Origin of the sequence: Amycolatopsis viridis (genome assembly GCF_011758765.1) — a bacterium.
Lineage (GTDB): Bacteria > Actinomycetota > Actinomycetes > Mycobacteriales > Pseudonocardiaceae > Amycolatopsis_E > Amycolatopsis_E viridis.
This window is the reverse complement of record NZ_JAANOU010000001.1, coordinates 1,408,935-1,434,291: the sequence shown is the minus strand read 5'-3', so window position 1 is coordinate 1,434,291 and position 25,357 is coordinate 1,408,935. Positions and strand designations below refer to the sequence as shown.

Sequence of the window (25,357 nt, the reverse complement as noted above, 5' to 3'; positions counted from 1 at the left end):
TCCCTCGTGTCCGCTGGTGACCAGTGGCTTGACCATAGCCTCAGATCCTGTATTTTCGAAATAGTCGGAGATATTCGTTACGTAGTCGTCGGACTCCTCACCGTGGAAGGCCCCAGGCAATGGCGCAGGATGTTGATCTCTTGGCAACGTGTTGGACGACGGCTGGCTCCGCCGGCCCGCTCATCGGCAACGACCACAGCGAGTTCGGGCTCCTCGATCGGATCTCGGCAGCGGCCGAAGCGGGCTTCACGGGTTTCGGACTGCTCCTGGAGGACCTGCAGATCGCCGAGAAGTCCGTCGGGTGGTCCCAGGTCCGCGACCACTTGCGCGCCTCGGGCATCGAGCACATCGAGATCGAGATGCTCAACGACTGGTTCCGCACGGGCCCAGCGCGGCGGAAGTCCGATGAGGACCGCGCGTACCTCCTGCGGGCGGCTCACTTCTTCCGCCCCCGGCACGTGAAGGTCGGCGGCAGCATCGACGGTGAGGTACTCGACGTGGCCGTCGTCGGTGATGCGCTCGGCTCGGTGTGCGACGACTTCGCCGAGGCGGGCTGCGCTGTCGCATTCGAGATCATGCCGCACGGCAACGTGAACACGATCGACAAGGGCGTGGCCATCGTCGACCGGGCCAACCGGGCGAATGCCGGGTTGATGATCGATCTCTGGCACATCAGCCGGTCGGCCAGCACGTTCGAGGAGATCGCGGCGCTGCCCGGCCACTACGTGGTCGGCGTCGAACTCGATGACGGACCCGCCGAGCCGCTCGGCGACGATCTGCTCCACGAGACACTGCACGACCGGAACCTGACCGGGGAAGGGGGGATGGACGTGGCGGGCTTCGTCGCCGCGATCCGTGCGACCGGGTTCTCCGGTCCGTGGGGCGTGGAAATCATCTCCGACGAACACCGCGCTCGCCCGCTCAAGGACCAGGCGCACGAGTCCTACCGGACGGCCAGGAGGTTCCTGTGACGGACACGATTGGCATCGCCTGCCTCGGCGTCACTCATCCGCACGCTTCCGGACGGGTCCGGAAGATGATCGGGACGCCGGGCGTGCGGGTGATGGGCGCGGCCGACGACGCGGATGTCATCGAGCCGTTCACCCGGCTGCTGAACATCCCGCGCAAGTCCACCGACGAGCTGCTGGCGGATCCGGGCGTCCACGCGGTGTTGATCCACTCGAAGAGCAAGGACATGACGCCACTGGCAGTACGCGCCATGCGCGCGGGCAAGGCGGTCCTGGTCGAGAAGCCGGGCGGGGCGTCGGTCTCCGACCTGGAGGAACTCACCGAGGTGGCGGAAGAGACCGGGTCGGTCTGCCAGGTCGGGTTCACGTACCGCTTCTCACCGGCGATCACGGCGGCCAACGAGATCCTGCGATCGGGCGCTCTCGGGGACGTGCTTCAGGTACGGGCGCACGGCGCCTGTTCGCTGGACGAGGCTTCGACATCGCACATCAACCTGCCGGACGACATGGGCGGTGCGTTCTGGGTCATCGGTTCACACATCGTCGACCTCGTCCTGTCCCAGTTCGGGCTTCCGACATCCGTGAACGGACGGGTGTCGAAGCTTCCTGGCGACCAGCGTGCCGCTTACCGCGAAGACGCCGCGATCGCCATCCTCAACTACCCGGACCGCGCCGTCTCGATCGACTTCTTCTCCTGGGACTCCATGCCCTGGGTGGAGAGCTGGGTCGTCGAGACACACGGAACGGGCGGCAGCCTGTACACGCGCCCGCTCCCGGTCGGCTTCGACCTGTTCCTCGCCAACGGTTCTGCGGGTTATCCGAAGGGGTGGACGCGATGGTCGGAAAGCGCGTTCCCGGAGCCATGGGCCGCGCACACGACCGAGTACTCTCCGGAGCTCGCGGAGATCGCGAACACCGAGTTCTTCGACATCGAGGGCGACGCTTTCCTGCGCGCGGTCAGGGGCGAAGCACAGGTTGTCGTTACGCCGCGGGACGCTTACAACGCGGCGCACGTGATCGAGACCGTGTATCGCTCCTCTGCCGCGGGCGGAGCTGAAATCAAGGTCTGAGCCAGGTCTGCGGACCGAACCGGGATGGAAGCCGGCGATGTCGAAGGGGGCGTGGTGCGGGACGGGTGCATTCCCACGATGTCAGGCCGTGCCGCCCTCTTCGACATGGACGGCACCCTCGTGGACTCGACCGAGGTGGTCGAAACATTGTGGACGGAGTTCGGTGCGCGGCACGGCATCGAACCCGCCCGGATCTTGAGCTACGCACACGGGCGGCAAAGCCGCGACATCGTCGCGCGGTTCCTGCCCGAGACGAGCGTCGACGCGGCCACCGCCGCGCTCCTCGAGGAAGAACTCAACCGGCTCGAGGAGATCAAGCCGGTTCCCGGGGCCCCGGAGTTCCTGAGGCGGGTCGCCGCACAGGTGCCGGTGGCCATCGTGACATCTGCTCCGCGCCGGCTCGCCGAGGCGCGGATGGCGGCGGCCGGGGTGCCGATCCCCGACGTCCTCATCAGCGGTGACGACGTGCGCACCGGCAAGCCGGCGCCGGAGGGCTATCTCCTGGCCGCACGGCGACTGCGGATCGCCGCAGCGGCGTGCCTGGCGTTCGAGGACGCCGAAGCCGGGCTGGCCGCGGCGATGACTGCCGGGGCGTTCACCGTGGTGGTGGGCGACCACGAATCGCCGCGCGCCAATGCGCTTCCGAGACTGCCGGATTTCACGAACGTGTCCGTCAGCGGCAGCGCGGGGGCGGTCACGATCTCGAGTACCCGCGACGCGCCGGTGACCCGGCGGGAACCTCGCCGGCCGTGAGACCGGCGAAGACCGCCCGTCGGGTCATTCCAGATGGGACGCGGCCTTTTCGATGTGCTCTCGCAGCAGCCGGCAGGCGAGCTCTTCGTCGCGGTCGACCGCCGCCTTCAAGATCGCGCGGTGCTCTTCGTCCGGGTCCCGTGCGGTATCGCGGCTGGGTGGTACGGACCATCGCCGGTACAGCTCGGCTGCATCGCGAAACTGGGCTGCCACGTTGAGCAGGCGACGATTGCGGCAGCCGCTGAGGAGGGCGTGATGGAAGGCGGCATGGGCCACCGCCCACTCTTCGGTGAGGTGATCGGGCGAGGTCTCGTCGTGCCGGGGCGTGCGCTCGAGCACGTGCAGGGACGCGACAGCAGCGCCTTCCCACGCGATGTCGCCCTCGCGAACGGCGTGGCGCAAGGCCGCCACCTCGATGTCGATGCGCGCCTCGGTCAGATCGGCCAGGTCTTCGTCCGACAGGCGAACCACGCGGAACCCTTGTTGCGCAAACGACTCGACGAGCCCGATCTCCGCAAGTCGTTGCAGGGCCTCGCGCAGCGTTCCCATCGAGCAGTCGTACTTCTCCACCAGCTTCGCGAAGGGCAAGCGCGCCCCTGGCTTGAGGAGTCCCCCCAGAATCTCCGCACGGATCGCCTCGAAGACGACCGCGCTCCGAGTTGTGGCAATCGGGGCGGACCCCGCGCCCTCAGTCATTGTCTGCCTCCTTCGATGAGCCAAGCATAGCATCGTCCTCAATTCCATGGAATTTTCGAAATAATCTTGCTTTTTCGCTGACCGCCTGTTTCGATGATGCCCCAGGGAGAGGCGCCGCAGGGCGGCACCTCCGCGACTTCCGATCCACAAGGAGCACCATCGATGCACGTCGAAGCCGCCGTCATCGCTTCCCGGGGCGCAACGCCCACCGTCACTCGTGTCGAGCTGGACGCGCCCCGCGAGGATGAGGTCCGCGTGCGCATGGTGGCCTCGGGCGTCTGTCACACCGATGCGATCATTCGCGACCAGGTGTACCCAACGCCGCTGCCGGCGGTCCTCGGTCATGAAGGTGCCGGGGTCGTCGAGCTCGTCGGTTCCGCGGTGACGCGGGTCAGCGTGGGCGATCACGTGCTCCTGTCGGCGAACTCGTGCGGGCAATGCACACCGTGTCTGAGCGGCAGCCCGGCCTATTGCGCGGACCTCTTCGCCCGCAACTTCGGCGGCCGGCGCCCGGACGGCAGCACGTCTTTCACCGACGACCAGGGGCAGACCGTCTCCTCCCACTTCTTCGGCCAGTCGTCGTTCGCGAGTTACGCCAATGTCGCCGAGCGCAGCCTGGTCAAGATCGACCCGGACGTGGATCTGACTCTCGTTGCACCCCTGGGGTGCGGGATCCAGACCGGTGCCGGCGCCGTTCTCAACGAGTTGCAGCCGGCGCTGGGATCGACCTTCGCCGTGTTCGGCGCCGGGGCGGTCGGTGCAGGCGCGATCATGGCCGCGGTCATCGCCGGGTGTTCGCGCATCGTCGCCGTGGACATCAACGACTCCCGCCTCGACCTCGCGCGCGAGCTCGGCGCCACGGACGTGATCAACAGCAGGACCGAGGACGTCGCCGACCGGCTCGACGTGATCACCGGTGGCGCCGGGTTGGATTTCGCACTGGACACGACGGGACGGCCCGAGGTGCTCCGCGCCGCCGCCGACGCGCTCGGTACACGCGGTGCGGTCGCCCTCGTCGGCGCATCGCTACCGGGCACCGAGGTCTCCTTCGAGATCGGCGAATCCCTGAACAAGGGGTGGTCGTTCCGCACGATCATCCAGGGCAGCTCGGTGCCGCAGGTCTTCATCCCGCAGCTGATCGGCCTCTGGCAGCAGGGGCGTTTCCCGTTCGACAAGATCATCCGCCACTACCGGCTCAGCGACATCGCGACCGCGTTCGCCGACTCCGAGCAGGGCCGGACAGTCAAGCCCGTCCTGGTCTTCTAGACCGTTCATCCACCAGGCAGGAGTGCACATGCCATCGAACCCGTTCACGTCCGGACCAGCTCGGCACTACATCGACGGCGAGTGGGTCGCGACCGGTCCGGTACGTGAATCGCGGAATCCGGCCACGGACGAAGTTCTGGGCACCTACCACGACGGTGGATCGGAAGCCGCCAACGCCGCGATCGAGGCCGCAGACGTGGCGTTCAGGACGAGCTGGTGGCGGTCGGACCGCGAAGCCAGGGCGCGGGCGCTGTGGGAGCTGTCGCTGGTGCTGGAGCGCAACCTCGACCGGATCGCGACCGCGATCACCCTGGAGAACGGCAAGCCGCTGCGTGAGGCGCAGTTCGAACTCAGCATCGCAGCGCCGAAACTCCGCTACTTCGCCGGGCTCGCGCTGACGGATCTGGGCACGGCCGCCGAGACCCCGGGCGGCATGTCGATGCTGCTGCGGGAACCGGTGGGGGTGGCCGGCGTGATCGTCCCGTGGAACTCCCCCGGGGTACTGACCATCCGGTCGCTCGCGCCGGCGCTGGCGGCCGGATGCACCGTCGCGGTGAAGATGCCGGCCCAGACGGCACTCACCAACGCACTCGTCGCGGAGGTGTTCGCACAGGCCGAGTCGTTGCCGGCGGGCGTGGTGAACTTCTTCACCGAGTCCGGCGACGAGGGCGCCAAGGAGATCGTCGCGAACCGGGCCGTCGGGGTGATCAGCTACACCGGAAGCTCGGCCGTCGGCGCCCGGATCATGGCCGCCGCGGCACCGCAACTCAAACGAGTGTCCCTGGAGCTCGGCGGGAAGACGCCGATGATCGTGTTCGACGACGCCGACCTCGACGCCGTGGTCCCCACGCTCCGCGCGGCAGTGACCACCTTCGCCGGCCAGTTCTGCATGACCGGCAGCAGGGTGCTGGCCCACGAAGCGATCGCCGACGAACTGCGCGACCGCCTCGCCGCCGCACTCGCGTCGGTGAAGCTCGGCCCGGGCATCGACCCGGCCACCGAGATGGGCCCGCTGATCGACCACGCCTCGGTCGACCGCGTCGACCGGCTCGTCAACGGCAACAAGGCGGAGGTCATCCTGCCCGGCGGTCCGGTCGACAGTCCGGGCGCGTTCTACCGTCCTTCCCTGGTGGGCGTGACCGACCTGCAGTCACCCCTGATCCAGCAGGAACTGTTCGGCCCCGTCGCCACCTTCGAGACGTTCGGTGACGAGGACGAGGCGGTGCGGAGGGCGAACGCCACCGACTACGGGCTGTCCGCGTCGGTGTGGACCGCCGACGGCGGGCGGTCGCTCCGGGTGTCCCGCGCGATCGAGGCGGGCACGGTCTGGACGAACGCCTGGGCGCAGATATTCGACCAGTTCGAAGAAGGCGGCTACAAGCACAGCGGAGTCGGCCGGCTCAACGGCCCGGGCGGACTCGCCGAATTCCAGGAAGTCAAGCACGTCTACCGCGCTGCTGCCTGAGCGCACCAGCACGACACGAAGGTTTCACACATGGGTGAAGAAAATCGCGTTGCCATCATCGAGAACGACAACGCCGGGATCTTGCGGGACACCGCAGTTTCCCACATCGGGTTCCGGGTGCCGGACGTACCGGCGAGCGAGGCGTTCTACGCCAACGTCCTCGGTCTGGTCCGGCAGGAGGAGCTGCCCGACGGCGGCGTACGGCTCGGGTGGGGGACCGGCCACCACGTCGTCGACCTGCTGCCCGGTGAGTCACGGCTGGACCACTTCGGGTTCGAGGTCCGCGACGCCGGGGGCGTGGCCGGAATCCGTTATCGGCTGAAGACGGCGGGTTTCCAGGTCACCGATCTGGACCCGGGTTTCGTCGACTTCGCCGCGGAACCGGTCGAGGCGATCTCGGCCGTCAGCCCCGACGGCGTCCCCGTGCACTTCCACTCGGCGGTGTGGCGGCAGGGCGAAACCGCCGCCGACACCGGCCGGCGTCCCGTCAAGTTCCAGCACACCACCATCGGCACGGACGACGTGCAGCGGCAGGTCGACTTCTTCGCCAATGCCGTCGGCTTCCGCGTCACCGACCAGCTCTCCGACGGCCGCTTCTGCTGGCTGCGCAGCAACAAGGACCACCACACGCTCGCGATCGTGAACGTGGGGAAGTCCGGGGTTCTGGACCACTACTCGTACGACCTCGCGGAGTGGGAGGACTTCAAGTCCTGGTGTGACCGGCTCACCGAGCTCGGTGTCACCGTGCAGTGGGGACCGGGGCGACACGGACCCGGCAACAACCTGTTCGTGTTCTTCGACGACCCCGCCGGCAACCACATCGAGCTGTCGGCCGAGATGGAGAAGTTCTACGACGACCAGGTGGAGTACGTGGCCCGTAAGTGGCATCCGGTACCCGAGAGCGTGAACCTCTGGGGTGGTCAGCTTCCCCACTGGCGCAAGACCAGCGAAGGCCACCGCGGAGTCGCGGAGGCGGGCCGGTGAAGTACGCCAGCTACCAGATCGAGGGATCTGCACGCGTCGGCGTCGTCGAAGGGGACACGATCGTCCCGCTCGGAGACGCCACGCTCACCGTCAACGCCGGAGTCGACGCCCTGCAAGCGGCCCCCCGGCACGAGGCCCGTCGCATCCCGCTCGCGCAGGTGCGCCTGCTGCCGGCGAGCCCAGCCCCGAAGAAGATCTTCTGCGTCGGGCTCAACTACCTCGATCACGTCCAGGAAACCAAGCGGGAACTCCCCCGATACCCAGTGCTCTTCCCGAAGTTCGCCTCCAACCTGATCGCAGCCGGCGCGCCCATCCAGCTTCCGCCCGAGTCGCGTCAGGTGGACTGGGAAGGTGAGCTCGCCGTGATCATCGGCAGGCCCGGGCGGCGCATCGCGCGCGCGGAGGCACTGGACCACGTCCTCGGATACTCCATCGCCAACGACATCACCGTCCGGGACTACCAGTACAAGACCCACCAATGGTTGCAGGGGAAGGCATGGGACGGCTCGACCCCGCTCGGACCGTGGATCGTGACTCCCGACCAGGTGGACCTGACCACCGCGGGCATCCGGACGATCCTGAACGATGAAGTCGTGCAGGAGTCCACGTTGTCGAAGCTGATCTTCGACGTCCCGCGGCTGGTGTCGGAGCTGTCCGAGTTCACCGCGCTCGAACCCGGCGACGTGATCCTCACCGGGACACCCGGAGGTGTCGGTTACCGCAGGGATCCGCAGGTCTTCCTCAAGAACGGTGACGAGATCCGGGTCGAGATCGACGGTATCGGGCGGATCACGAGCACAGTCGTCGACGAGGTCGCAGCGGGAGAAAGGCCCGCCTCGGTCGGGTAGCAGATTCCGGAGTCCGACAACGATGTCCAAGGGACCACACGATGACCCAACGTTCATACATCTTGGAGATGCGCTCCATCACGAAGAAGTTTCCCGGTGTGACCGCGCTCTCCGGCGTCAACCTCGCGGTGCGCAGCGGCGAGATCCACGCGATCTGCGGGGAGAACGGCGCCGGCAAGTCCACCCTGATGAAGGTGCTCTCGGGTGTCCACCCGTACGGGTCCTACGAGGGTGACATCATCTACCGTTCCGAAGAAATGCGCTTCGCCAACGTCCGGCAGAGCGAGGCAGCCGGGATCGGCATCATCCACCAGGAGCTGGCGCTCATCCCCCAGCTGTCGATCACCGAGAACATCCTCCTGGGCAACGAAACCGCCCGGTTCGGCGTCATCGACTGGGTCAGCGCTCAGCGACGGGTCCGCGAGCTCCTGGAGTGGGTGGGGCTCGACGACCACCCCGACACGCTCGTCAAATCCCTCGGAGTGGGCAAACAACAGCTCGTGGAGATCGCGAAGGCACTCCACAAGTCGGTCAAGCTGCTCATCCTCGACGAACCGACGGCGGCGCTCAACGAGACCGAGTCGCAGCACCTCCTGGATCTCATCGTGGGTCTCAAGGAGCGCGGCGTCACTTCGATCATGATCTCGCACAAGCTCAACGAGATCGAACAGGTCGCCGACTCGATCACCGTGCTGCGGGACGGACAGTCCATCGAAACGCTCGACCTCGAAGGCGGAAACGTCGATGAGGACCGCATCATCCGCGGTATGGTCGGACGATCGCTGGAAAACCGCTTCCCACCCCGTACCCCGGACATCGGCGACACGCTCTTCGAGGTCCGGAACTGGACGGTTCAGCACGCGCTCGATCCCAGCCGCCTCGTCTGCAAGGACGTGAACCTCTCGGTCCGGCGGGGCGAAATCGTCGGCCTCGCCGGGCTGATGGGCGCCGGGCGAACCGAGCTCGCGATGAGCGTGTTCGGACGTTCCTACGGCACCTACGTCAGCGGTGAGATCTTCAAGAACGGCCGCCCGATCAAGGTGGGCAACGTCCGGGAAGCGATCCGGCACCGCATCGGCTACGTCAGCGAGGATCGCAAAGGTCTCGGCCTCAACCTCCTCGACAGTGTGCGGCGCGCGACCGTGTCCGCCCGGCTGGACAAGGTGTCCTCCCGCGCCGGTGTCATCGACGAACTCCAAGAGCACGAGATCGCCGAGCGATACCGCGCCGCGCTGGGAACGAAGACGGCAAGCGTCGACGCCAGCGTGGGCAAGCTGTCCGGCGGCAACCAGCAGAAGGTCGTCCTGTCGAAGTGGATGTTCACCGATCCCGACGTGCTGATCCTGGACGAACCGACACGGGGGATCGACGTGGGCGCCAAGTACGAAATCTACAAGATCATCAACGACCTGGCGGCCGCCGGCACCGGGATCATCCTGATCTCGTCCGAATTGCCCGAGGTAATGGGTCTTTCCGATCGCATCTACACGATCTTCGAAGGCCGGATCACCAACGAGTTCACGGCCGCCGAAGCGACATCCGAGGCGCTGATGGTCAGCATGACCTCCACCAGAAAGGCGGGTGCCGCCGCATGAGTACCAAGCCTTCACCCGTGCGCGCGCTCACCGGCGGCCGCGGCATCAGCCAGTACAGCATGACCATCGCCCTCGTCGTCATCATCCTCGTCTTCGAGCTGTGGACCGGCGGTGTGACACTGGACCCGACGAACGTGATCAACGTCGTCCAGCAGTACTCCTACATCCTGATCCTGGCCGTGGGCATGGTGATGGTGATCATCAACGGGCACATCGACCTGTCCGTCGGGTCGGTATCGGCCTTCGTCGGGATCGTCGTGGCCCAATCCATGTCGGTCTGGCACCTCCCGGCAGGACTCGCGATGCTCCTCGGGCTGGGCATCGGCGCGCTCGTCGGCGCCTGGCAAGGCTTCTGGGTCGCCTACGTGCGCGTACCGGCGTTCATCGTCACCCTCGCCGGCATGCTCATCTTCCGCGGCGCCAACCAGGTGGTGGGCAACTCGACCGCGACCACCACGCCGGCGTCGTTCAACTGGATCGGCGCGGGATTCCTCCCCGACTTCGGCCCGGACACCGGTTACAACAATCCCACGCTCGTCCTCGGCGCAGTCGTCGTGGCGGCCATCGCCTGGCTCGAGATCCGGGCTCGCCGACGTCGTCACAAGATGGGCGAGGTCCCCCGCCCCCGGTGGGTCTCGGTGCTGAAAGTCCTGGTGCTCGGCGGGATCACGGTCTACGCGACGTTGCTGCTGGGTGGCGGGCGAATCGGCACGAGCCTCCCGATCGCGGGCATCATCAGCGGGGTCCTGGTCATCGTCTACTCGTTCGTGACCTCGAAAACCGTGTTCGGCCGCCAGATCTACGCGGTCGGCGGCAACTCCCAAGCCGCCGCCCTGTCCGGTGTCGACACCCGGCGCGTCAGCTTCTTCGTCATGATGAACATGTCGGTGCTCGCGGCGGTCGCCGGAATGGTGTTCGTCGGAAACTCGAACGCTTCCGGGCCCTCCGACGGGACCAACTGGGAACTCGACGCCATCGCGGCGGTCTTCGTGGGCGGCGCGGCCATCTTCGGCGGCGTCGGAACCGTGCCGGCGTCCATCGTCGGAGCCTTCGTCATGGCCTTCCTCGCCAACGGCTTGTCGCTGAAGGGCATCGACCAGAACATCGTGTCCATCATCCGCGGCATGGTGCTGCTCGCAGCTGTCGCGTTCGACGTCTACAACAAGACGCAGGGCAAGCCGTCGCTGACGGGACTCGTGCTGAACGGTATCCGACGCACCCGAGCTCGTCCCGCACCCGAGCGCATCTCCGGGGAACTGCCATCCGAAGCGCGTGACAGCAGGGAAAAAGCATCGCTGGGCTGATGTCGCTCAGCCGCGGCGATCACGGGCCGGTCAACGAGGACCGCGCCTGCCTCCACACAGCAAGGAATTGACGACATGCGTAGAAAACTACTGGCCGCTGCCGTAGCCACCGCCGTCGCGGCGATCGCTCTGACCGGGTGTTCCCAGCGGAACGCCGAATCCGGGGCGACGGCCCTCAAGGTGGGCGACACCATCGGGGTCGCCCTCCCCACCAAGACTTCCGAGAACGTCGCCAACTACGAGCGATACTGGCAGGACGCCCTGACGAAGGCCGGGTTCAAAGCCGACATCCAGTACGCGTCGAACTCCAACCCGGTGCCGGACCAGCAGAACCAGATCCAGTCGATGGTCACCAAGGGCTACAAGGTCATCGCGATCTCCGCGCAGGACGGCGGCCAGCTCGGCAACCAGCTGGCACAGGCCAAGAAGGCGGGCGTGACGATCATCGCCTGGGATCGCAACATCGTCAGCACGGAAAACGTCGACTACTACGTGAGTTTCAACAACTTCAGGGTTGGGCAGCTGCAGGCCCAGTCACTCCTCGAGGGGCTCAAGAAGAAGAATCCGAACGGGCCGTGGAACGTCGAGCTGTTCGCCGGAGCCGCCACCACGAACCTCTCGACCATCTTCTTCAACGGCGCCATGAGCGTGCTCGACCCGCTCATCAAGTCCGGGCAGGTCGTCGTGCCCTCCGGGCAAACCGGATTCCAGCAGGTGGCGACCGAGGGCTGGCTCGGTCAGAACGCCCAGACCCGCATGACGAACCTGATCACCAGCACCTATGCCGGCGGCAGGAAGCTCGACGGAGTGCTTTCGCCGAACGACACCCTGGCCCGCTCCATCATCACCGCCCTCCGGCAAGCCGGGCTGTCCGGCCAGGTCGTGACGGGCATGGACGGCGACAAGGCGTCGGTCCCCCTGATCATGGACGGAACGCAGTACTGCACCGTGTACAAGGACAGCGGTGTCGAGGCACAGGCCGCGGTCGATCTGATCAGCCAGCTGGCTCAGGGCAAGCAGCCGACGGTCGTGGCCGACGACAAGGACAACGCCTGGAACGGCGTCAAGGTCGTGCCCGCGGTCCTGGTCCCGCCAGTGCTGGTCACCAAGGACAACGCGGCCGAGGCGTTCCAGGGCAATCCCGAACTCGCGGCCCTGGCGAAGACGAACAACTAGCGCGGGCACCGGCGTGCGGGGAGGCGACGGTGTCGTCGCCTCCCCACTTGGCCGGGGCTTCCCCGGCGCCCACGCTGTACCCGCCGTCCGCTCCCGGAACCCGGGCGCGGTGAACCCCACGGAGAATCCCAGGAGGAGCCGGCTCATGCTGGATCATCAAGGACGGCCCGCCACCCACGGCCGGATCGCCGTCAACGGCACTCGTCTGCACTATGTCGTCGCCGGCTCGGGCGAACCGCTCCTGCTGCTGCACGGCGTCCCGAAATCACTCCACTACTGGCACCTGGTGCTGCCCCTGCTGACCCCCCACTACACGGTCATCGCCCCCGACATCCGCGGCTTCGGCGACTCGGCCCGCCCCGATTCCGGCTACGACATGCGCACCGTGAGCGACGACGTGGCCGAACTGGTCACCGGACTGGGCTACTCCTCCGTCAAGGTCCACGGTGAGGACTGGGGAGCGGCGTTCGGGTATGCGCTGGCCGCGTACCACCCGGAACTGGTGGAGAAGTTGTCCTACGCCGACATGCTGTTGCCGGGTTACGGCCTGACCGAAGGTGCCTACTACACGCCCGAGAACGTCAAGTCCGGCCACTGGGTGTGGCACCTCAACCTGTTCGCGCTCCGCGACTACCCGGAGATGCTCATCCCCGGGCACGACCGCGAGTTCTGGACCGCCTTCATGCGCGACGAGTGCGTCAACCCCGACGCCATCACGGATGAGGACATCGACATCTTCCTGCGCGGCTGTACCGCGCCGGGCGGGCTACGCGCGATCCTCAGCGTGTACCGCGCCGCGTTCGAAAACTCCGAGCAGACCCTGAAGAACCCGAAGCTGAAGCAGAAAACCCTCGGCATCGGCGCGAGTTACTGGCTGGGCGACGAAGTCAAGCGGATCGTCAGCAGCATCGCCGAGGACTGGACCTACGTGTCCATGGACTGCGGGCACAGCCTCGCCCTGGAAAAGCCGCACGAGCTGACCGAGATCCTGCTCGGCTTCTTCCAGGGCGACTGAACCCGGCGGTGTTTCTTCCCCCGGGAATGGTTTCAACCGGAACAGCCGGTACGACAGGGAGGAACGAGTCGTGGGAAAACTCGACGGCAAGACCGCCATCGTGACGGGGGCGGCACAAGGACTGGGTGAGGGTATCGCGCGGCGGTTCGCCGGCGAGGGCGCGACGACGATCATCGTGGATCGCACCGACGCCTCCGAGCTGGCGGCCGAGTTGCCGCTGAGCAGCGCGGGCAAGAAGGCGACCGCGGTCGTCGCCGATGTGACCGACCGCGCGATGGCCGAAATGGTGATTGCCGAAGCGGTCGGCCGGCACGGCCGGCTCGACATCCTCGTGAACAACGCCGGGACCTACCACGTGCGCAACCTCATCGACGAGACGGTTGAGAGCTTCCGGCAGCAGTTCGAGGTCAACACCTACGCGGTGTTCGCGTGGTCGCGGGCTGCTGCACGCAACATGCGCGACCAGGGCTGGGGCCGCATCATCAACACCTCGTCCCAGCTGGGCAAGGTTGCACGTGAAGGCTACGGCATATATTCGGCATCCAAGGCCGCCGTGATCCTCTTGACCCAGGCATTGGCGCTCGAGCTGGGACCGTATGGAGTGACCGCCAACGCGATCTGCCCCGGCACCATGGCCACCCAGCTGCTGTCGACGGCTGACGGACGGCCCGGCATGGAATACGCCGCCGAACTGGGCGTCGATCTCGATACCGCGTTCCGGGATTACGTCGCGGACAGGATTCCGGTCGGACGCCTCGGCGTGCCCGGCGACATCGGCGCTCTGGCGGCGTTCCTGGCCAGCGATGACGGCGGGTTCATCACCGGAGCCGCGCTGAATCTGACCGGTGGTGAGCAGGTCTTCTTCTGACGGGAGCCCGGTCCGTGCACTCGGGTGCGATCACCGGCTCGCGCCGGCCGGTACCACCGGCGCGACCGGGACCGCCTCGGCGGGCCGGTACTCCCGGTGGCGAACCGTGGAACACCGCGTCGCCCAGCAGTGCGTGGCCGGCCTGCGCGCGGGCGGACGATCCCGGCCGATCCGGATGTCCGCCTCCTGGTGGGTGACCTGTGCGCGGAGGACAGCACCACCAAGCGGACCGTCCAACCCGGTGGTTGGCGAGCTCGAACTGGCCTGGGCGCTGACCGTTTCCGTTCCACGAGCATCGCGGGCCGGTCTACCCCGCCGGGCGCGGTTCGAGATCGCAGCGCGTTGCCTCCCTTGCACGGTGAACAACGTCCGGATACCGTCATTATCGGGACAACAATTTCCTGAATTGCCGCGGTAACGTTCGCGATCACGGAAACGACAAAGCGGCTGAATTGCCCCGAGATCGTTTTCCCGGAAAAGGACGTCCCCCCATGCGTATGATCAGTCGCGTTCTCGGCACGGCCGCGGTGGCCGGTATCGCCCTGCTGGGCCCGGCACCCGCGGTGTTCGCCGCGCCGGCGGCCGACCGGTACAACTGCAGCGATTTCACCTACCAGGAAGACGCGCAGGCCGTTCTCGACCAGGACCGGTCCGACCCGAACCACCTGGACCGCAACAAGGACGGAGTCGCCTGCGAAGATCTGCCGCACCGGGCCGGCGGTCACCCGTCCACGCCGACCAGCAGCCACAGCCCCGAGGCGCCGCCGGTCACCCCGACGAAGACCAGCCCGGCCGACCTGGACTGCGCCGACTTCGCGACCCAGGCGCAGGCCCAGGCGGTCCTGGACGCCGACCGAAGGGACCCGAACCACCTGGACGCCGACCACGACGGCTACGCCTGCGAGTCCCGCTTCGGCGAGAAGAAGGCAGTCGGCGGCGGTACGCAGGTCAAGGTCAAGCCGGTCGGCGGCGTGGCCACCGGCGGTGGTGACGCCGGCGAGCCCGGCGCGGGCCCGGCCGTGGCGGTCGGCGCGCTCGCCCTGGTCGGTGGTGGCGCCGGCACCGTGCTGCTGATGCGGCGGCGCGCCGGCCGATGACCAGCGCACGTTGGCGCCGATGGCTCGCGATCGCGGCCATCGGCGCCGCTCTCACCGCTTGCGGCGCTCCCGCGGCGCCGGCGCCCACCCCACCGGCACCACCGTCGAGTGCCGCGGCGCCATCCAGCGCGGCTCAGGCCGCCACCGCCGACGGTCCGTTGCCGCACGCGCGCCCGGTGCGGCTGGAGGTGCCCGCGATCGGGGTCAGCACCGGCCCCATCGTCGACCTCGGGCTCGCCGGTGACGGCGCGCTCGAGGTGCCCGAGGACGCCGTCACGACCGGCTGGTTCACCGGCAGCCCGTCGCCCGGCGAGACCGGCCCCGCGGTGCTGGCCGCGCACGTCGACTACAACCACGTGCCCGGCACCTTCAACCGGCTGAAGGACACCAAACCCGGCGACCAGGCGATCGTGCACCGCGCCGACGGGACCACCGCGGTGTTCACCGTCTACCGCGTCGAGCGGTACCCGAAATCGGCCTTCCCGACTGACGACGTCTACGGCGACACCGCCGGACCGGAGCTGCGGATGATCACCTGCGGCGGCGCGTTCGACCGGTCCACCCACAACTACGAGGACAACATCGTCGCCTACGCACGCCTGTCCCAGGCGTACCGCGGCTGACACTCGTCCGCCAACAGCAAACACGCCACCCGCACCGGCAGACACGGCGCCCGCACCGGCAAACACGACGCCCGCGCCAGCCAACACGCCACCGCCTGGCGTGTTTGCTGCTCGTGGCGGCGTGTTGGCCGCAGGTGGCGGCGTGCTGGCCGCTCGTGGCGGCGTGTTGGCCGCAGGTGGCGGCGTGTTGGCCGCTCGTGGCGGCGCGTTGGCCGGCCGGTGGGGCGGTCGTGCGTCTCGGGGGGACGTGGGTAGCGGGCCGAGGGCGCCGGTGGTCTCGTCGCGGGCGTTAGGGCAGGCGGGCGCGCACGACGGCATCGTGGACCGTCACCGGGTTGCCGTCGGGGTCGGTGGCCTGCCGCGGGCGGGCCTCGGCGACCTCGACGGCCCACCCGGCGGGCAGCCAGGCCGCCACGTCCGCCGCGGCGGCGAACCGCTCGGGCAGGTGCGGCCGGCCCACGGTGGTGTCGAGGTCGTGCGCGTCGTGCTGCACCACCAGCATCGTCCCGCCCGGTGTCACCGTCCCGGCGAGCCGGCGGAGCAGGTCCCGCAGTTCTTCGTTGCGCAGGTGCAGGAACTGCGCCGAGACCAGGTCGAACCGCCGCTCGCCCGGGTCCCAGGTCCGCACGTCCCCGCGCACCCACTCGATCCGCTCCCCGACCCCCGCCCGCGCGGCGTGCTCGGCGCCGCGCCGCAACGCGGTCGCGGACAGGTCCAGCGCGGTCACCCGCCAGCCGCGCTCGGCGAGCCAGCAGCTGTCGGCTCCTTCGCCGGCACCGACGTCGAGAGCGGTGCCCGGTGGCAGGTCCGCGACCTCCGCGACCAGCTGCGGGTTCGGCTGTCCACTCCAGACCGACGGGCGGGAGGCGTAGCGCTCCTCCCAGAACTGCTCGCCGTACTCCTCCTCAGGCCCCATGGCGGCACACCCCCGGCACGAATTCGTCGTCCATGCCGGCGACTATCCCCCGCACCCGACCGTCGCGACAAGCACCCGGCAACTCGCGGCGCCCGGGCTTGAAGCGCCGGGGAGCGGGTAACCAGCGGCGACCGAGTGGAGAGGGCGCAGGGTGGAGCAGATACCGACGTTCGGCGTCGAGGAGGAGTTCCTGCTCGTCGACGAGCAGGGCCACCTGTCGGACCGCGGCCCGGAGGTGGTCGAGGCGTCCGCGCGCCCGGACGGCGACGTGCAGCGGGAACTGGCGCGCAGCCAGGTCGAGCTGGCGAGCGAGGTGTGCCAGGACGCCGCGGAGCTGCTCGACCGGCTCACCCACTTCCGCTCCAGGCTGGCCGGCGAGGCCGGGAAACGGCAGCTCCGCCTGGTCGCGACGGCGACCCCGCTGCTGGCCGAGCAGCACCCGCCCGGTATTACACCCACCCCGCGCTACCGGCGGATGGGTGAGCACTTCGGCCTCATCGCCCGCACCGGCACCACCTGCGGATGCCACGTGCACGTGCGGATCCCGGACCGCGCCACCGGGGTGCGGGTGAGCAACCACACGCGGCCGTGGCTGCCGGTGCTGCTCGCGCTCACCGCGAACTCGCCGTTCGACGGCGGTAGGGACACGCGCTACAGCAGTTGGCGGTACGTGCTGTGGTCGCGGTGGCCCTCAGCGGGGCCGCCACCGCTGTTCGCCTCGCTGGACGACTACGAAAGCCGGGTCGCGGCGCTGCTCGAAGCCGGCGCGATGCTCGACCGCGGCATGATCTACTGGGACATCCGCTTGTCCGAGAAACGCCCGACGCTGGAGTTCCGGATCAGCGACGTGACCGCGACGGCCCGCGAGGCGGCCACGCTCGCCGCCCTGGTGCGTGCCCTGGTCCTCACCGAACTGTCCGAACTGGACTGGCCACCCCCGCGGGTACCCGGCGAGGTGCTGCGCGCCAACCTGTGGCGCGCCGCGCGGGACGGGCTGGACGGCTCCGCGCTGCACCCGGAGACCGGCCGGCTCACCCCGGTCCCGGCGCTGGTCGGCCAGCTCGTCGAGCGGGTCCGGCCGGCCCTCACGCACGCCGGCGACCTGGATTTCGTGACCGAGTCGCTGGCCTGGGTGCGCGAGCACGGCAACGGCGCCCAGCGGCAACGCCGGGCCTATGCCCGCAGACAGGAGCTGTGCGACGTGATCGACCTGCTCAGCCTGCACTGACCGGGTCGCTGGTGGAAAGCGCTTCCCGTCCAGGCAACACGACGATCGCGCGGGCGGCGGTCCGGCACATCACAGGCCCGCCACGATCTCGGTGGCGGGCGGCAGGTCGGCGAAGTCGGAGGGCGATTCGAGCACGCGCGCGGCGGCGTAGTGCCCCAGCCGCAGACGGGTCGTCTCATCGCGGTCGTCGAGGAAGCCGCTCAGCCACCCGGCCGCGAACGCGTCACCTGCGCCGACGACGTCCACCACGTCGACCTCCGCCGACGGCACCCGGTGGACACCCGTGGGGGTGAAGCTGACCGCCTCGATCGCCGCGTCCTTGACCACCAGGTAGCGCGGCCGGTCGAGGAGCGCGCGCACGCTCTCCGCGTCGGTGGTGCCCCACAGAGCTTCGGCCTCGTCCCGGCCCACGAACACGATGTCGCTGTCCTGGGCCAGGTCGAGCAGGACCTCGGGGGCGTCGCCGTGCCACAGCTGCGGGCGGTGGTTGACGTCGAAGCTGACCAGGCCGGAACCGCGGACGAGCGCTCGGGTGGCCTCGCGGGTCTGTTCGGACAGGGCCGCCGTGATGCCGGAGACGTGGACGAGCCGCGCGGGCTGGGCGGACCAGTGCGCGATGTCAGCGAGGGAGATGGCGGAGGCAGCCGAGCCGCCGCGGTAGTAGTAGACGCGGGTGCCGGCGGGGGTGGGGTCCTTGAAGTAGACCGCGGTGGGGCGCTGCCCGTCCCGCCGCACGAGCGACACGTCGACCCCGTGGCGCCCCAGGTCGTCCAGAACGAGGTCGCCGAGCGGGTCGGCGCCGAGCGCGCTCGCCCAGGCGGCCTTGTGCCCGAGCCGCGCGAGGAGGGCCGCCACGTTGGACTCGGCGCCGCCGGGCCGGAGCAGGTACCGGCTGCCCGAGGCCAGCCGACCTCCCGCCTCGGGCGTGACCACGACCATGGTCTCGCCCACCGCCAGCACGTCCACGGGGCCGCCTTTCGTTGCGCACACGGCAATCCGAGTGCCGGTAACGGAATGTAGCAGGGGCACGCGGCGTCAGGCCCGGCGCGCGTACCAGCTGGGCGGCTCCCCCACCACGGCGGTGAACTCGCGGGTCAGGTGGGCCTGGTCGGCGTAGGTGAGGTCCGCGGCGAGCGCGGCCCAATCCACCGGCTCCGCCCGCGCCGCGCGTTCCGCCGCGTCGTAGAGCCGGTAGCGCCGCAGCACCCACTTCGGGCTCACGCCGACGTGGTCGCGGAAGGCGCGCTGCAGCCGGCGCACGCTCACACCACCCGCCGCGGCCAGCTCCTCGACCCGGCGCAAGTCCCGATCGCGCGCCGCGAGCTCGGCCAGTGCCGTGGTCTCCTCGGACGGCTGGCGCGCGGCGGGGACGAGCGCGGCGATGGCCGCGTCGACCAGGCCGGCCACCTCGGCACCACCGGCGCCCCCGGTGAGCGCCTCCACCACGGTCGGCTCGGCGGCCCGCAGCGCCGGAAACTCCTCGGCCAGCGGGCCGACGGTGTCGGTGATCGTGGCGAGCGAGCGACCCAGGAACGGCCGGAACCCGCCCGGGCGGAACATCACGCCCAGCGCCTGGCCCCGGCCGGACAGCCGCCGCGTGAACCGTCGCGTCTGGACGCCGTGGACCGCCGCCCGGCCCGCCTCGAACACCACGTTGACGACCGGGTGCACGAGCACGTGCTGCTCGTGCACGTCCGGCAGGTCCCACGACACCAGCCAGTAGCGGTCGACGAACCGGCCGACCTCCGGCGAGGGCGGGAACCGCACCAGGTCGAACCGCCGCAGCCCGGCCCGCGGATGCAGGATGCCGCGACTGTCCCGCTCGACCGGCTCCACCACGAATCCGAGCTTGGTGAGCGGCTCCGGAAGTAGTTCCGGGTCGAGCTGGATCGTGGTTCGGTGGACTTCGCCGATCTCGGATCCACGAGCTCCCGCGAAACCCGCGACGCCGCGTCGAGCCGCCGGCGGCTCGCCGGAACCGGCTATTCCTGCCAGTTCCGCGTGAGGCGGACGCGGCTCCCGTTCTCCCCGGGCGTGATCTCAACCTCGGTCATCAGCGCCTGCATCAGCCCGACGCCGCGCCCGCGGATCCCGGGATCGGCGGGCGGCGGCCGCCAGGTTCCGTCGTCGGTGATGACGATCTCCACGCTGCCGTCCCCGGCGGTCGCCGTCAGGGTGAGCATGCCGTCGCCGCGGCCGCCGTACCCGTGCTCGATCGAGTTCGTGCACGCCTCGTCCACCGCCAGGATCACGTCGGCCGCCGGGTCCTCGGGCACGTCCGCGAGCGCGAGCCACCGCCGCAGTTCGCGTCGAATGTCGATCAAGCTGTCCGGCTCGGCCCGGAGGTCGAGGCGCAACGGGCCCGGCGGGTGCACGTACACCAGCACCGCCACGTCGTCGTTGTGGCCCGCGGCCGGCAGCAGGCTGGTGAGCAGGTGCTCGGTGATGTCGCCGGACTGGCGGCGCGGCGCCTCGCGCAGCGTCGCCCGGGCCCGTTCGATCGCCTCGTCGATGGGCAGGCCGTGCCGTTCCACGAGCCCGTCGGTGTAGAGCAGCAGCACCGAACCGGGCTGCAGCGGCACCGTCGACCGCGGCCGTGGCTTCCGCCGGCGCACGGCGAGCGGCACCGACAGCGCGCCGTCGAGCAGTTCGTCGCTGCCGTCGGGGTGGCTCAGCACCGCGGACGGGTGCCCGGCGCTGGAGTAGGTCACGAGCCCGGCGACCGGATCGACCACCGCGCAGAACACCGTGGTGCACAACGCGCCAGGGATCTGCCGGGCGAACCCGTCGAGCTGGTCCAGCGCCCGCGCCGGATCGCCGTAGCTGAGCAGGAGGGCGCTGCACGCGCTGCGCAGCTGCCCCATCACCGACGCGGCCGCGAGCCCGCGGCCGACGCAGTCACCGACGACCACGGCGATCCGGCCGTCCGGCAACCGCGCCACGTCGTACCAGTCACCACCGACCTCCAGCGGCCGCACCGCCGGCTCGTACCGCACGGCGAATCCGCCCGGCAGGTCGGTGGGACCGAGGATGGCGTGCTGCAACGTCAGTGCGACCGCCCGCGCCTGGTCGTAGCTGCGGGCGCGGCCCAGCGCCTGCCCCAGCTGCGCGACGAGCATCCCGAACAGCGCCCGGTCCTCGCCACCCAGCGCCTGATCGGTGCGTTCGGCCCACACGACGGAATCGCCGCCGCCGAGGGTGGCGCCCAGTTCGTGGCCGGGTTCCGGCGGCCAGATCTGTCCGGGTGCCTGCTGCCGCACCCGGTCCAGCCGCTCGTACAGCTCCGGGTCCAGCTCGTCGAACGTGCCGGCGTCGGGGACGGCGGCGAGCAGCCCGCCGGTCTCCGCGTCCGGCCAGATCGCCGCCACCACACGCGTCGCGCCGAGGATCGCCTTCAGCGCGCCCACCCCGGCGTGCAGCACCTCGGCCACGTCGGTGGCGGCGGCCAGGTCGGCCGCGAACGCCGCGAGCACCGACTCCCGGTCGGCCGCCTTCTTCTCGACCGTCACGTCCCGCAGCGTCCCGACGATCCATCCGGGACCGCCCTCGGCCTCCGCGACACGGGTGAGGGTCAGCGCGGCCCAGGCTTCCCCACCGTCCGGCCGCTCGATCACCAGCGACACTTCGAGCCCGTCACCGAGGTGCGACACCAGGCCCGCGGCCGGGACGCGCGCGGCGTCCGCGCCGAGCCACGGGTACGGCCACGCCATCGGGAGGTGGTCCGCGCCGTACCCGGTGATCGTGCTGAACGCTTCGTTGGCCTCGACGATGGTGCCGTCGCTGTCGGCGACGAACACCCCTTCCCGCAACGACTCGACGAGGGCGCGCCGGAACTCCGATTCGCGGCGGCGCAGATCGGACAGCGCCAGGTTGGCCCGCACCCGGGCGAGCAGCTCCGTGCCGGAGAACGGTTTCGGCAGGTAGTCGTCCGCACCGGCCTCCAGCCCGGACACCGCCGCCTCGACCCCGGCGCGCGCGGACAGGAACAGCACCGGGACGGACTTCGTCGCCGGTTCCGACCGCAACGCCCGCACCAGCCCGATGCCGTCCAGCCGCGGCATCATCACGTCCGAGAGCACCAGGTCCGGCCGGTGCCGGCGGGCCAGCTCGAGCCCCTCGGCACCGTCCCGCGCGAGCAGCACCCGCCCCACCGGGTGCAGCAACCGCGCGATGAACCGGCTCAGGTCGGTGTTGTCCTCCACCACCAGCAAGGTCGGGGCGTCGCCCGCCGGCGCCGGCACCGGCCGGCCGTCACCGTCCGCCTGCCACTGGAGTGCTTCGTCCCGGTAGGCCACGGTGGCGGACAACGTGAGCTCGGCGGCGGGTGGCGGCGGGACCTCCGCCAGCGGCATCCGGACCGTGAACGTGCTGCCGGCGCCCTCCACCGACTCGGCCGTCACCGATCCGTCGTGCAGCCGCACCAGCTCCTGCACCAGCGCCAGCCCGATCCCGGCGCCCTCGTGCGACCGGCCCTCGCGCCCGCGTGCCCGGTGGAAGCGCTGGAACAGCCGGGGCACCTCGTCGGCCGGGATGCCGACGCCGGTGTCGGTGACGGTCAGCTCGGCGTGCTCGTCCTTCTCCCGCAGCCGGACGACGACGCCGCCCTGACGGGTGTACTTGAGCCCGTTGGACAGCAGGTTGAGAACGATCTTCTCCCACATGTCCGGATCGACGTCGACGGCGCGGGACAGCGGCGGGCAGTCGATCTCGAACCGCAACCCGGCCCGCCGCAGCGCCGGGGCGAAGCTTTCGGCGATCTCCGTGGTCAGCGCCGCGAGGTCGTGCGGTGCGGTGTCCGGCTGGAGCCGTCCCGCCTCGATCTTGGCGAAGTCGAGCAGGTCGTTGACGAGCCGGCGCAGGCGCCCGGCGTTGCGGTGCACCAGCTCCAGCCGCTCCCGCTGGCCGGGCGGCAACGGCTCCGCGGTGTCGGCGAGCGCGTCCTCGGCCGGACCCGCGATGAGGGTCAGCGGGGTGCGGAACTCGTGGCTGACGTTGGCGAAGAACTCGCTCTTCGCACGGTCCAGCTCGGCCAGCGCCGCCGACCGCCGCCGCTCGCTCTCGTAGGCGAGGGCGTCGGTGATCAGGCTCGACACCTGCCCGCCGACCAAGTCGAGGAAGGCCCGGTGGTCGGCGTCCAGCGCCTGGTAGGCCGACGCCCCGAGCACCAGCGCACCCACCGGCTCGGCCCGGCCGGACGCGATCAGCGGCAGCACCACCGCCTCGTCCGGCGACGCCGTACCGACCACGACCGGCTGCACGAAGTCCGGGCCGAACCGCCGGCGCAGCCCGGAACACACGCGGGTCTCACCGGCCCACAGCGGCCACACCGGTTCCGGGGTGCGCTCCAGCACCGCCGGCGCGGCGCGTTCGCCCGGCCCGACCCCGTAGGCGGCGGCCAGCGACGCCTGCCCGTCCTCGAACAGGTACGCGAGCGCGAACGGCAGGTCGGCGCCGTGCCTGCCGAGCGCGGCGACCGCCGAGCGCGCCGTCCGGGTGACCGTCCCGGCCGCGGAAACCTCGCCGAGGTCGTTGAGGACGGCCAGCCGCCGCTGCCGGACCACCTGCACCGTGGTGTCCTGCACCGCGATCAGGATGCCCAGCACCTCGTTGCGGTCGTTGGAGATCGGGCTGTAGGAGAACGTCCAGTAGGTCTCTTCGAGGTAGTTGTGCCGGTCGAGGAACAGCAGCTGGTTCTCCGAATACGTGGCGCCCTCGCCGGCCAGTACGTGCCGGGTGAGCGGACCGAGCTCGGCCCAGGCCTCCGCCCAGCACTCCGCCGCGGGCCGCCCGAGGTAGCGCGGGTGCTTCTCGCCCATCGCGGGGCGGTAGGCATCGTTGTAGAAGGTGGTGAGCTCCGGACCCCACCACACCAGCATGGGGAACCGCGACGACAGCACCAGCCGCAGCGCGCTGTGCAGTTCCTCCGGCCAGTCCCCGATGGGTCCCAGCGCGGTCGCGGACCAGTCACGGGCAGCGATCCGTTCCCCCATCTCGCCCAGACTGTCCAAATAAGACGTGTCCGCCGGTTTCGCCATCGCCGCGGGTCAGCCCTCGCCCAGTGCGCACTCGACGGACCCGGACACGGTGAACACCTGCCTCAGATCGGCCGCTTCGAGTGCGCGGAGCACCACGCGGCTGGACGCCACGAGGCGCAGCGGCGTGCCGGCCTCGGCACACCGCTGCTCGGCCTCGACCAGCAGGGACAACCCGGCGGAGCCGAGGAAGTCCACGCGGGACAGGTCGACGATCACCGGCTGCGGCGGGCGCGCCGCCCGCCGGGCCTGGTCCATCTCGCTGATCATCGCGGGCGCGGAACAGAGGTCCACGCCGCCGCTCACCGTGACGACAACGGCGTCCCCGGTCACGCGGTGACGCACCGCGAAAACATCTTCGGGCAACGAAACCTCCTGGACGCGCAACAGGTCCTCGTGGACGAGCTCAGCCTAGTGCGCGCACCGGAGGTCGGCGATCCCGCGCATCACCCCGCCAGCGCGGGTGCGGCGTAGGCCGCGAGCCGCTCCCGGACGTCCACCGGATCGCACACCGGCGGCTCGAGCACACCGCGTGCGGTGCCGTCGCAGAGGTCCTCGGCGAACCGCGCCACCACCCGCGGCGCGGGCAGGATGTCGGTGCCCAGGTAGGACAGCACGATCAGGTCCTCGCCGCAGTGGGATTCCACCACCAGGGACCATCCGGTGTCCTCGCTCCAGAGGAGGGCCGCGTCGCGATCGGGGAATTCCGGGAGGCGCCGTTCCAGCGCCAGGTAGGCGTTGGCCGGTGGTGGATCCATCTGCACGAAGTAGGCGTTGCCACCCAATCCCAGAGCCTCGGTCACCAGTCGCACATAACGCCGCAGTCCCCGCGCCTGCGCATCCTCGTATTCCAGGTACATCTGCCCTCGCACTTCGCCCACCAGTCCGCCGGCGGGGCGCCGCTGCTTGACGCCACGCCGGAAACCGGCCCCTTGACGGGTTTGAAACCGCTCACGGCTCGCGCGGAGTACCCGCGTTCGGGAATGCCAAACCTGCCGGTTTCACCGTGGGTGCACGTGAGAGGGGTCACGCGCTCGGGCTGGGTGATTCCTCTCCCTCGATGGTGAACGAACCCAGCAGTCCGGTGATGTCCAGGATGCGCCGTGCGTAACGGTCCACGTTGGCCAGCTTCACGGTGCCGCCGCGCTCCTCGGCGCGGGTCTTCGCCCTGATCAGAGCGCTGATGCAGGCCGAATCGAAGAAGTTGAGGCCCGCGAAGTCGAGCACCAGGTGGACCACGCCGGATCCCAGCAGCTCCTCCACGGCCTGGTCCAGCTGGTCGACCGCGCCGTGGTCGATCTCGCCGAGCAGCAGCACCCGCCCGGTGTCGCCGCTGATCTCCGTGCGCACCACGGAAGCGCCGGCAGACCTGGTCGCGCCTTCGTCCGTCGTCATGGTTCGAACTCTCTCCAAAAATCGTGGCGTCGGCTCCGGCCCCGGTTGTCCCCCGGCG

At 69.7% G+C, this 25,357-nt stretch carries 23 protein-coding genes; 15 read left to right on the top strand and 8 right to left on the bottom strand.

From position 1 onward, the window contains the following. Positions 1 to 140 precede the first annotated feature (140 nt). From FHX46_RS07120 to FHX46_RS07110, 3 genes are all read left to right on the top strand, one after another. Positions 141 to 971 (top strand): sugar phosphate isomerase/epimerase family protein, encoded by an 831-nt coding sequence (locus FHX46_RS07120; protein ID WP_167111761.1) that lies wholly within the window; start codon positions 141 to 143, stop codon positions 969 to 971. Beyond that, the gene (locus tag FHX46_RS07115; RefSeq protein WP_167111759.1) at positions 968 to 2,038 is read left to right on the top strand and encodes a Gfo/Idh/MocA family protein; all 1,071 of its coding nucleotides are present in this window, start codon (positions 968 to 970) and stop codon (positions 2,036 to 2,038) included. The genes FHX46_RS07120 and FHX46_RS07115 overlap by 4 nt, the downstream gene beginning before the upstream one ends. 78 nt (positions 2,039 to 2,116) lie before the next feature. Beyond that, the gene (locus FHX46_RS07110) at positions 2,117 to 2,791 is read left to right on the top strand and encodes an HAD-IA family hydrolase (protein WP_167111757.1); all 675 of its coding nucleotides are present in this window, start codon (positions 2,117 to 2,119) and stop codon (positions 2,789 to 2,791) included. A 24-nt stretch (positions 2,792 to 2,815) separates the two neighbouring features. Here FHX46_RS07110 and FHX46_RS07105 read toward each other — a convergent pair whose 3' ends face one another. Continuing rightward, positions 2,816 to 3,487, bottom strand: a complete 672-nt coding sequence (locus FHX46_RS07105; RefSeq protein WP_167111755.1) for a GntR family transcriptional regulator — start codon at positions 3,485 to 3,487, stop codon at positions 2,816 to 2,818. Positions 3,488 to 3,649: 162 nt separating this feature from the next. On the opposite strand from FHX46_RS07105, the gene FHX46_RS07100 reads away from it, so the two are divergent. From FHX46_RS07100 to FHX46_RS07050, 11 genes are all read left to right on the top strand, one after another. Then, complete coding sequence (locus FHX46_RS07100) at positions 3,650 to 4,753, top strand: NAD(P)-dependent alcohol dehydrogenase (protein ID WP_167111753.1); 1,104 nt, start codon at positions 3,650 to 3,652, stop codon at positions 4,751 to 4,753. Between the two features lie 28 nt (positions 4,754 to 4,781). Next, a complete protein-coding gene (locus FHX46_RS07095; RefSeq protein WP_167111751.1) occupies positions 4,782 to 6,218 on the top strand; it encodes an aldehyde dehydrogenase family protein in 1,437 nt (478 codons plus the stop codon). A gap of 30 nt (positions 6,219 to 6,248) precedes the next feature. Continuing rightward, the gene (locus FHX46_RS07090; RefSeq protein WP_167111749.1) at positions 6,249 to 7,202 is read left to right on the top strand and encodes a VOC family protein; all 954 of its coding nucleotides are present in this window, start codon (positions 6,249 to 6,251) and stop codon (positions 7,200 to 7,202) included. Further along, the gene (locus FHX46_RS07085) at positions 7,199 to 8,050 is read left to right on the top strand and encodes a fumarylacetoacetate hydrolase family protein (protein ID WP_167111748.1); all 852 of its coding nucleotides are present in this window, start codon (positions 7,199 to 7,201) and stop codon (positions 8,048 to 8,050) included. Before FHX46_RS07090 ends, FHX46_RS07085 begins: the two co-directional genes overlap by 4 nt. A gap of 41 nt (positions 8,051 to 8,091) precedes the next feature. Further along, positions 8,092 to 9,645 (top strand): multiple monosaccharide ABC transporter ATP-binding protein, encoded by a 1,554-nt coding sequence (gene mmsA, locus FHX46_RS07080; RefSeq protein WP_167111746.1) that lies wholly within the window; start codon positions 8,092 to 8,094, stop codon positions 9,643 to 9,645. Beyond that, positions 9,642 to 10,949 (top strand): multiple monosaccharide ABC transporter permease, encoded by a 1,308-nt coding sequence (gene mmsB / locus FHX46_RS07075; protein WP_167111744.1) that lies wholly within the window; start codon positions 9,642 to 9,644, stop codon positions 10,947 to 10,949. The genes mmsA and mmsB overlap by 4 nt, the downstream gene beginning before the upstream one ends. A gap of 75 nt (positions 10,950 to 11,024) precedes the next feature. Beyond that, positions 11,025 to 12,125, top strand: a complete 1,101-nt coding sequence (locus FHX46_RS07070; protein ID WP_167111742.1) for a substrate-binding domain-containing protein — start codon at positions 11,025 to 11,027, stop codon at positions 12,123 to 12,125. A 145-nt stretch (positions 12,126 to 12,270) separates the two neighbouring features. Beyond that, entirely contained in the window at positions 12,271 to 13,140 is an 870-nt protein-coding gene (locus tag FHX46_RS07065; RefSeq protein WP_167111740.1) for an alpha/beta fold hydrolase, read from the top strand. 70 nt (positions 13,141 to 13,210) lie between these two features. Beyond that, the gene (locus FHX46_RS07060) at positions 13,211 to 14,008 is read left to right on the top strand and encodes an SDR family NAD(P)-dependent oxidoreductase (protein ID WP_167111738.1); all 798 of its coding nucleotides are present in this window, start codon (positions 13,211 to 13,213) and stop codon (positions 14,006 to 14,008) included. A gap of 491 nt (positions 14,009 to 14,499) precedes the next feature. After that, the gene (locus FHX46_RS07055) at positions 14,500 to 15,105 is read left to right on the top strand and encodes an excalibur calcium-binding domain-containing protein (protein ID WP_167111736.1); all 606 of its coding nucleotides are present in this window, start codon (positions 14,500 to 14,502) and stop codon (positions 15,103 to 15,105) included. Continuing rightward, on the top strand, positions 15,102 to 15,728 hold the full coding sequence (locus FHX46_RS07050; protein WP_167111734.1) for a class F sortase: 627 nt from the start codon (positions 15,102 to 15,104) through the stop codon (positions 15,726 to 15,728). Before FHX46_RS07055 ends, FHX46_RS07050 begins: the two co-directional genes overlap by 4 nt. 289 nt (positions 15,729 to 16,017) lie before the next feature. Here the strand turns inward: FHX46_RS07050 and FHX46_RS07045 are convergent, their stop codons facing one another. Then, positions 16,018 to 16,644 carry an SAM-dependent methyltransferase gene (locus tag FHX46_RS07045; RefSeq protein ID WP_167111732.1) on the bottom strand — a complete coding sequence of 209 codons (627 nt, stop codon included), beginning with the start codon at positions 16,642 to 16,644 and terminating at the stop codon, positions 16,018 to 16,020. A gap of 151 nt (positions 16,645 to 16,795) precedes the next feature. Here FHX46_RS07045 and FHX46_RS07040 point away from each other — a divergent pair, with 151 nt between their 5' ends. After that, positions 16,796 to 17,872, top strand: coding sequence for a carboxylate-amine ligase (locus FHX46_RS07040; protein ID WP_167111730.1), 1,077 nt, complete (start codon positions 16,796 to 16,798; stop codon positions 17,870 to 17,872). Positions 17,873 to 17,941: 69 nt separating this feature from the next. Here the strand turns inward: FHX46_RS07040 and FHX46_RS07035 are convergent, their stop codons facing one another. From FHX46_RS07035 to FHX46_RS07010, 6 genes are all read right to left on the bottom strand, one after another. Further along, on the bottom strand, positions 17,942 to 18,838 hold the full coding sequence (locus FHX46_RS07035; RefSeq protein WP_167111729.1) for a sugar kinase: 897 nt from the start codon (positions 18,836 to 18,838) through the stop codon (positions 17,942 to 17,944). Between the two features lie 69 nt (positions 18,839 to 18,907). Then, entirely contained in the window at positions 18,908 to 19,711 is an 804-nt protein-coding gene (locus FHX46_RS07030) for a helix-turn-helix domain-containing protein (RefSeq protein ID WP_167111727.1), read from the bottom strand. Between the two features lie 143 nt (positions 19,712 to 19,854). After that, positions 19,855 to 23,907: a SpoIIE family protein phosphatase gene (locus FHX46_RS07025; RefSeq protein WP_243871237.1), complete on the bottom strand. Its 4,053-nt coding sequence runs from the start codon at positions 23,905 to 23,907 to the stop codon at positions 19,855 to 19,857. Between the two features lie 9 nt (positions 23,908 to 23,916). Continuing rightward, a complete protein-coding gene (locus FHX46_RS07020; protein ID WP_167111726.1) occupies positions 23,917 to 24,270 on the bottom strand; it encodes an STAS domain-containing protein in 354 nt (117 codons plus the stop codon). Positions 24,271 to 24,350: 80 nt separating this feature from the next. Beyond that, positions 24,351 to 24,764 (bottom strand): DUF6292 family protein, encoded by a 414-nt coding sequence (locus FHX46_RS07015; RefSeq protein ID WP_167121211.1) that lies wholly within the window; start codon positions 24,762 to 24,764, stop codon positions 24,351 to 24,353. 166 nt (positions 24,765 to 24,930) lie between these two features. Next, complete coding sequence (locus tag FHX46_RS07010) at positions 24,931 to 25,299, bottom strand: STAS domain-containing protein (RefSeq protein WP_167111724.1); 369 nt, start codon at positions 25,297 to 25,299, stop codon at positions 24,931 to 24,933. Positions 25,300 to 25,357: the final 58 nt, after the last annotated feature.

Bases quoted from the DNA above. Each gene is read 5' to 3' on its own strand.
- FHX46_RS07050 (WP_167111734.1), top strand. From the start codon at position 15,102: ATGACCAGCGCACGTTGGCGCCGATGGCTCGCGATCGCGGCCATCGGC.
- FHX46_RS07070 (WP_167111742.1), top strand. From the start codon at position 11,025: ATGCGTAGAAAACTACTGGCCGCTGCCGTAGCCACCGCCGTCGCGGCG.
- mmsB (WP_167111744.1), top strand. From the start codon at position 9,642: ATGAGTACCAAGCCTTCACCCGTGCGCGCGCTCACCGGCGGCCGCGGC.
- FHX46_RS07055 (WP_167111736.1), top strand. From the start codon at position 14,500: ATGCGTATGATCAGTCGCGTTCTCGGCACGGCCGCGGTGGCCGGTATC.
- FHX46_RS07100 (WP_167111753.1), top strand. From the start codon at position 3,650: ATGCACGTCGAAGCCGCCGTCATCGCTTCCCGGGGCGCAACGCCCACC.
- FHX46_RS07015 (WP_167121211.1), bottom strand. From the start codon at position 24,764: ATGTACCTGGAATACGAGGATGCGCAGGCGCGGGGACTGCGGCGTTAT.
- FHX46_RS07105 (WP_167111755.1), bottom strand. From the start codon at position 3,487: ATGACTGAGGGCGCGGGGTCCGCCCCGATTGCCACAACTCGGAGCGCG.
- mmsA (WP_167111746.1), top strand. From the start codon at position 8,092: ATGACCCAACGTTCATACATCTTGGAGATGCGCTCCATCACGAAGAAG.
- FHX46_RS07095 (WP_167111751.1), top strand. From the start codon at position 4,782: ATGCCATCGAACCCGTTCACGTCCGGACCAGCTCGGCACTACATCGAC.
- FHX46_RS07090 (WP_167111749.1), top strand. From the start codon at position 6,249: ATGGGTGAAGAAAATCGCGTTGCCATCATCGAGAACGACAACGCCGGG.
- FHX46_RS07110 (WP_167111757.1), top strand. From the start codon at position 2,117: ATGTCAGGCCGTGCCGCCCTCTTCGACATGGACGGCACCCTCGTGGAC.
- FHX46_RS07010 (WP_167111724.1), bottom strand. From the start codon at position 25,299: ATGACGACGGACGAAGGCGCGACCAGGTCTGCCGGCGCTTCCGTGGTG.
- FHX46_RS07025 (WP_243871237.1), bottom strand. From the start codon at position 23,907: ATGGCGAAACCGGCGGACACGTCTTATTTGGACAGTCTGGGCGAGATG.
- FHX46_RS07065 (WP_167111740.1), top strand. From the start codon at position 12,271: ATGCTGGATCATCAAGGACGGCCCGCCACCCACGGCCGGATCGCCGTC.
- FHX46_RS07045 (WP_167111732.1), bottom strand. From the start codon at position 16,644: ATGGGGCCTGAGGAGGAGTACGGCGAGCAGTTCTGGGAGGAGCGCTAC.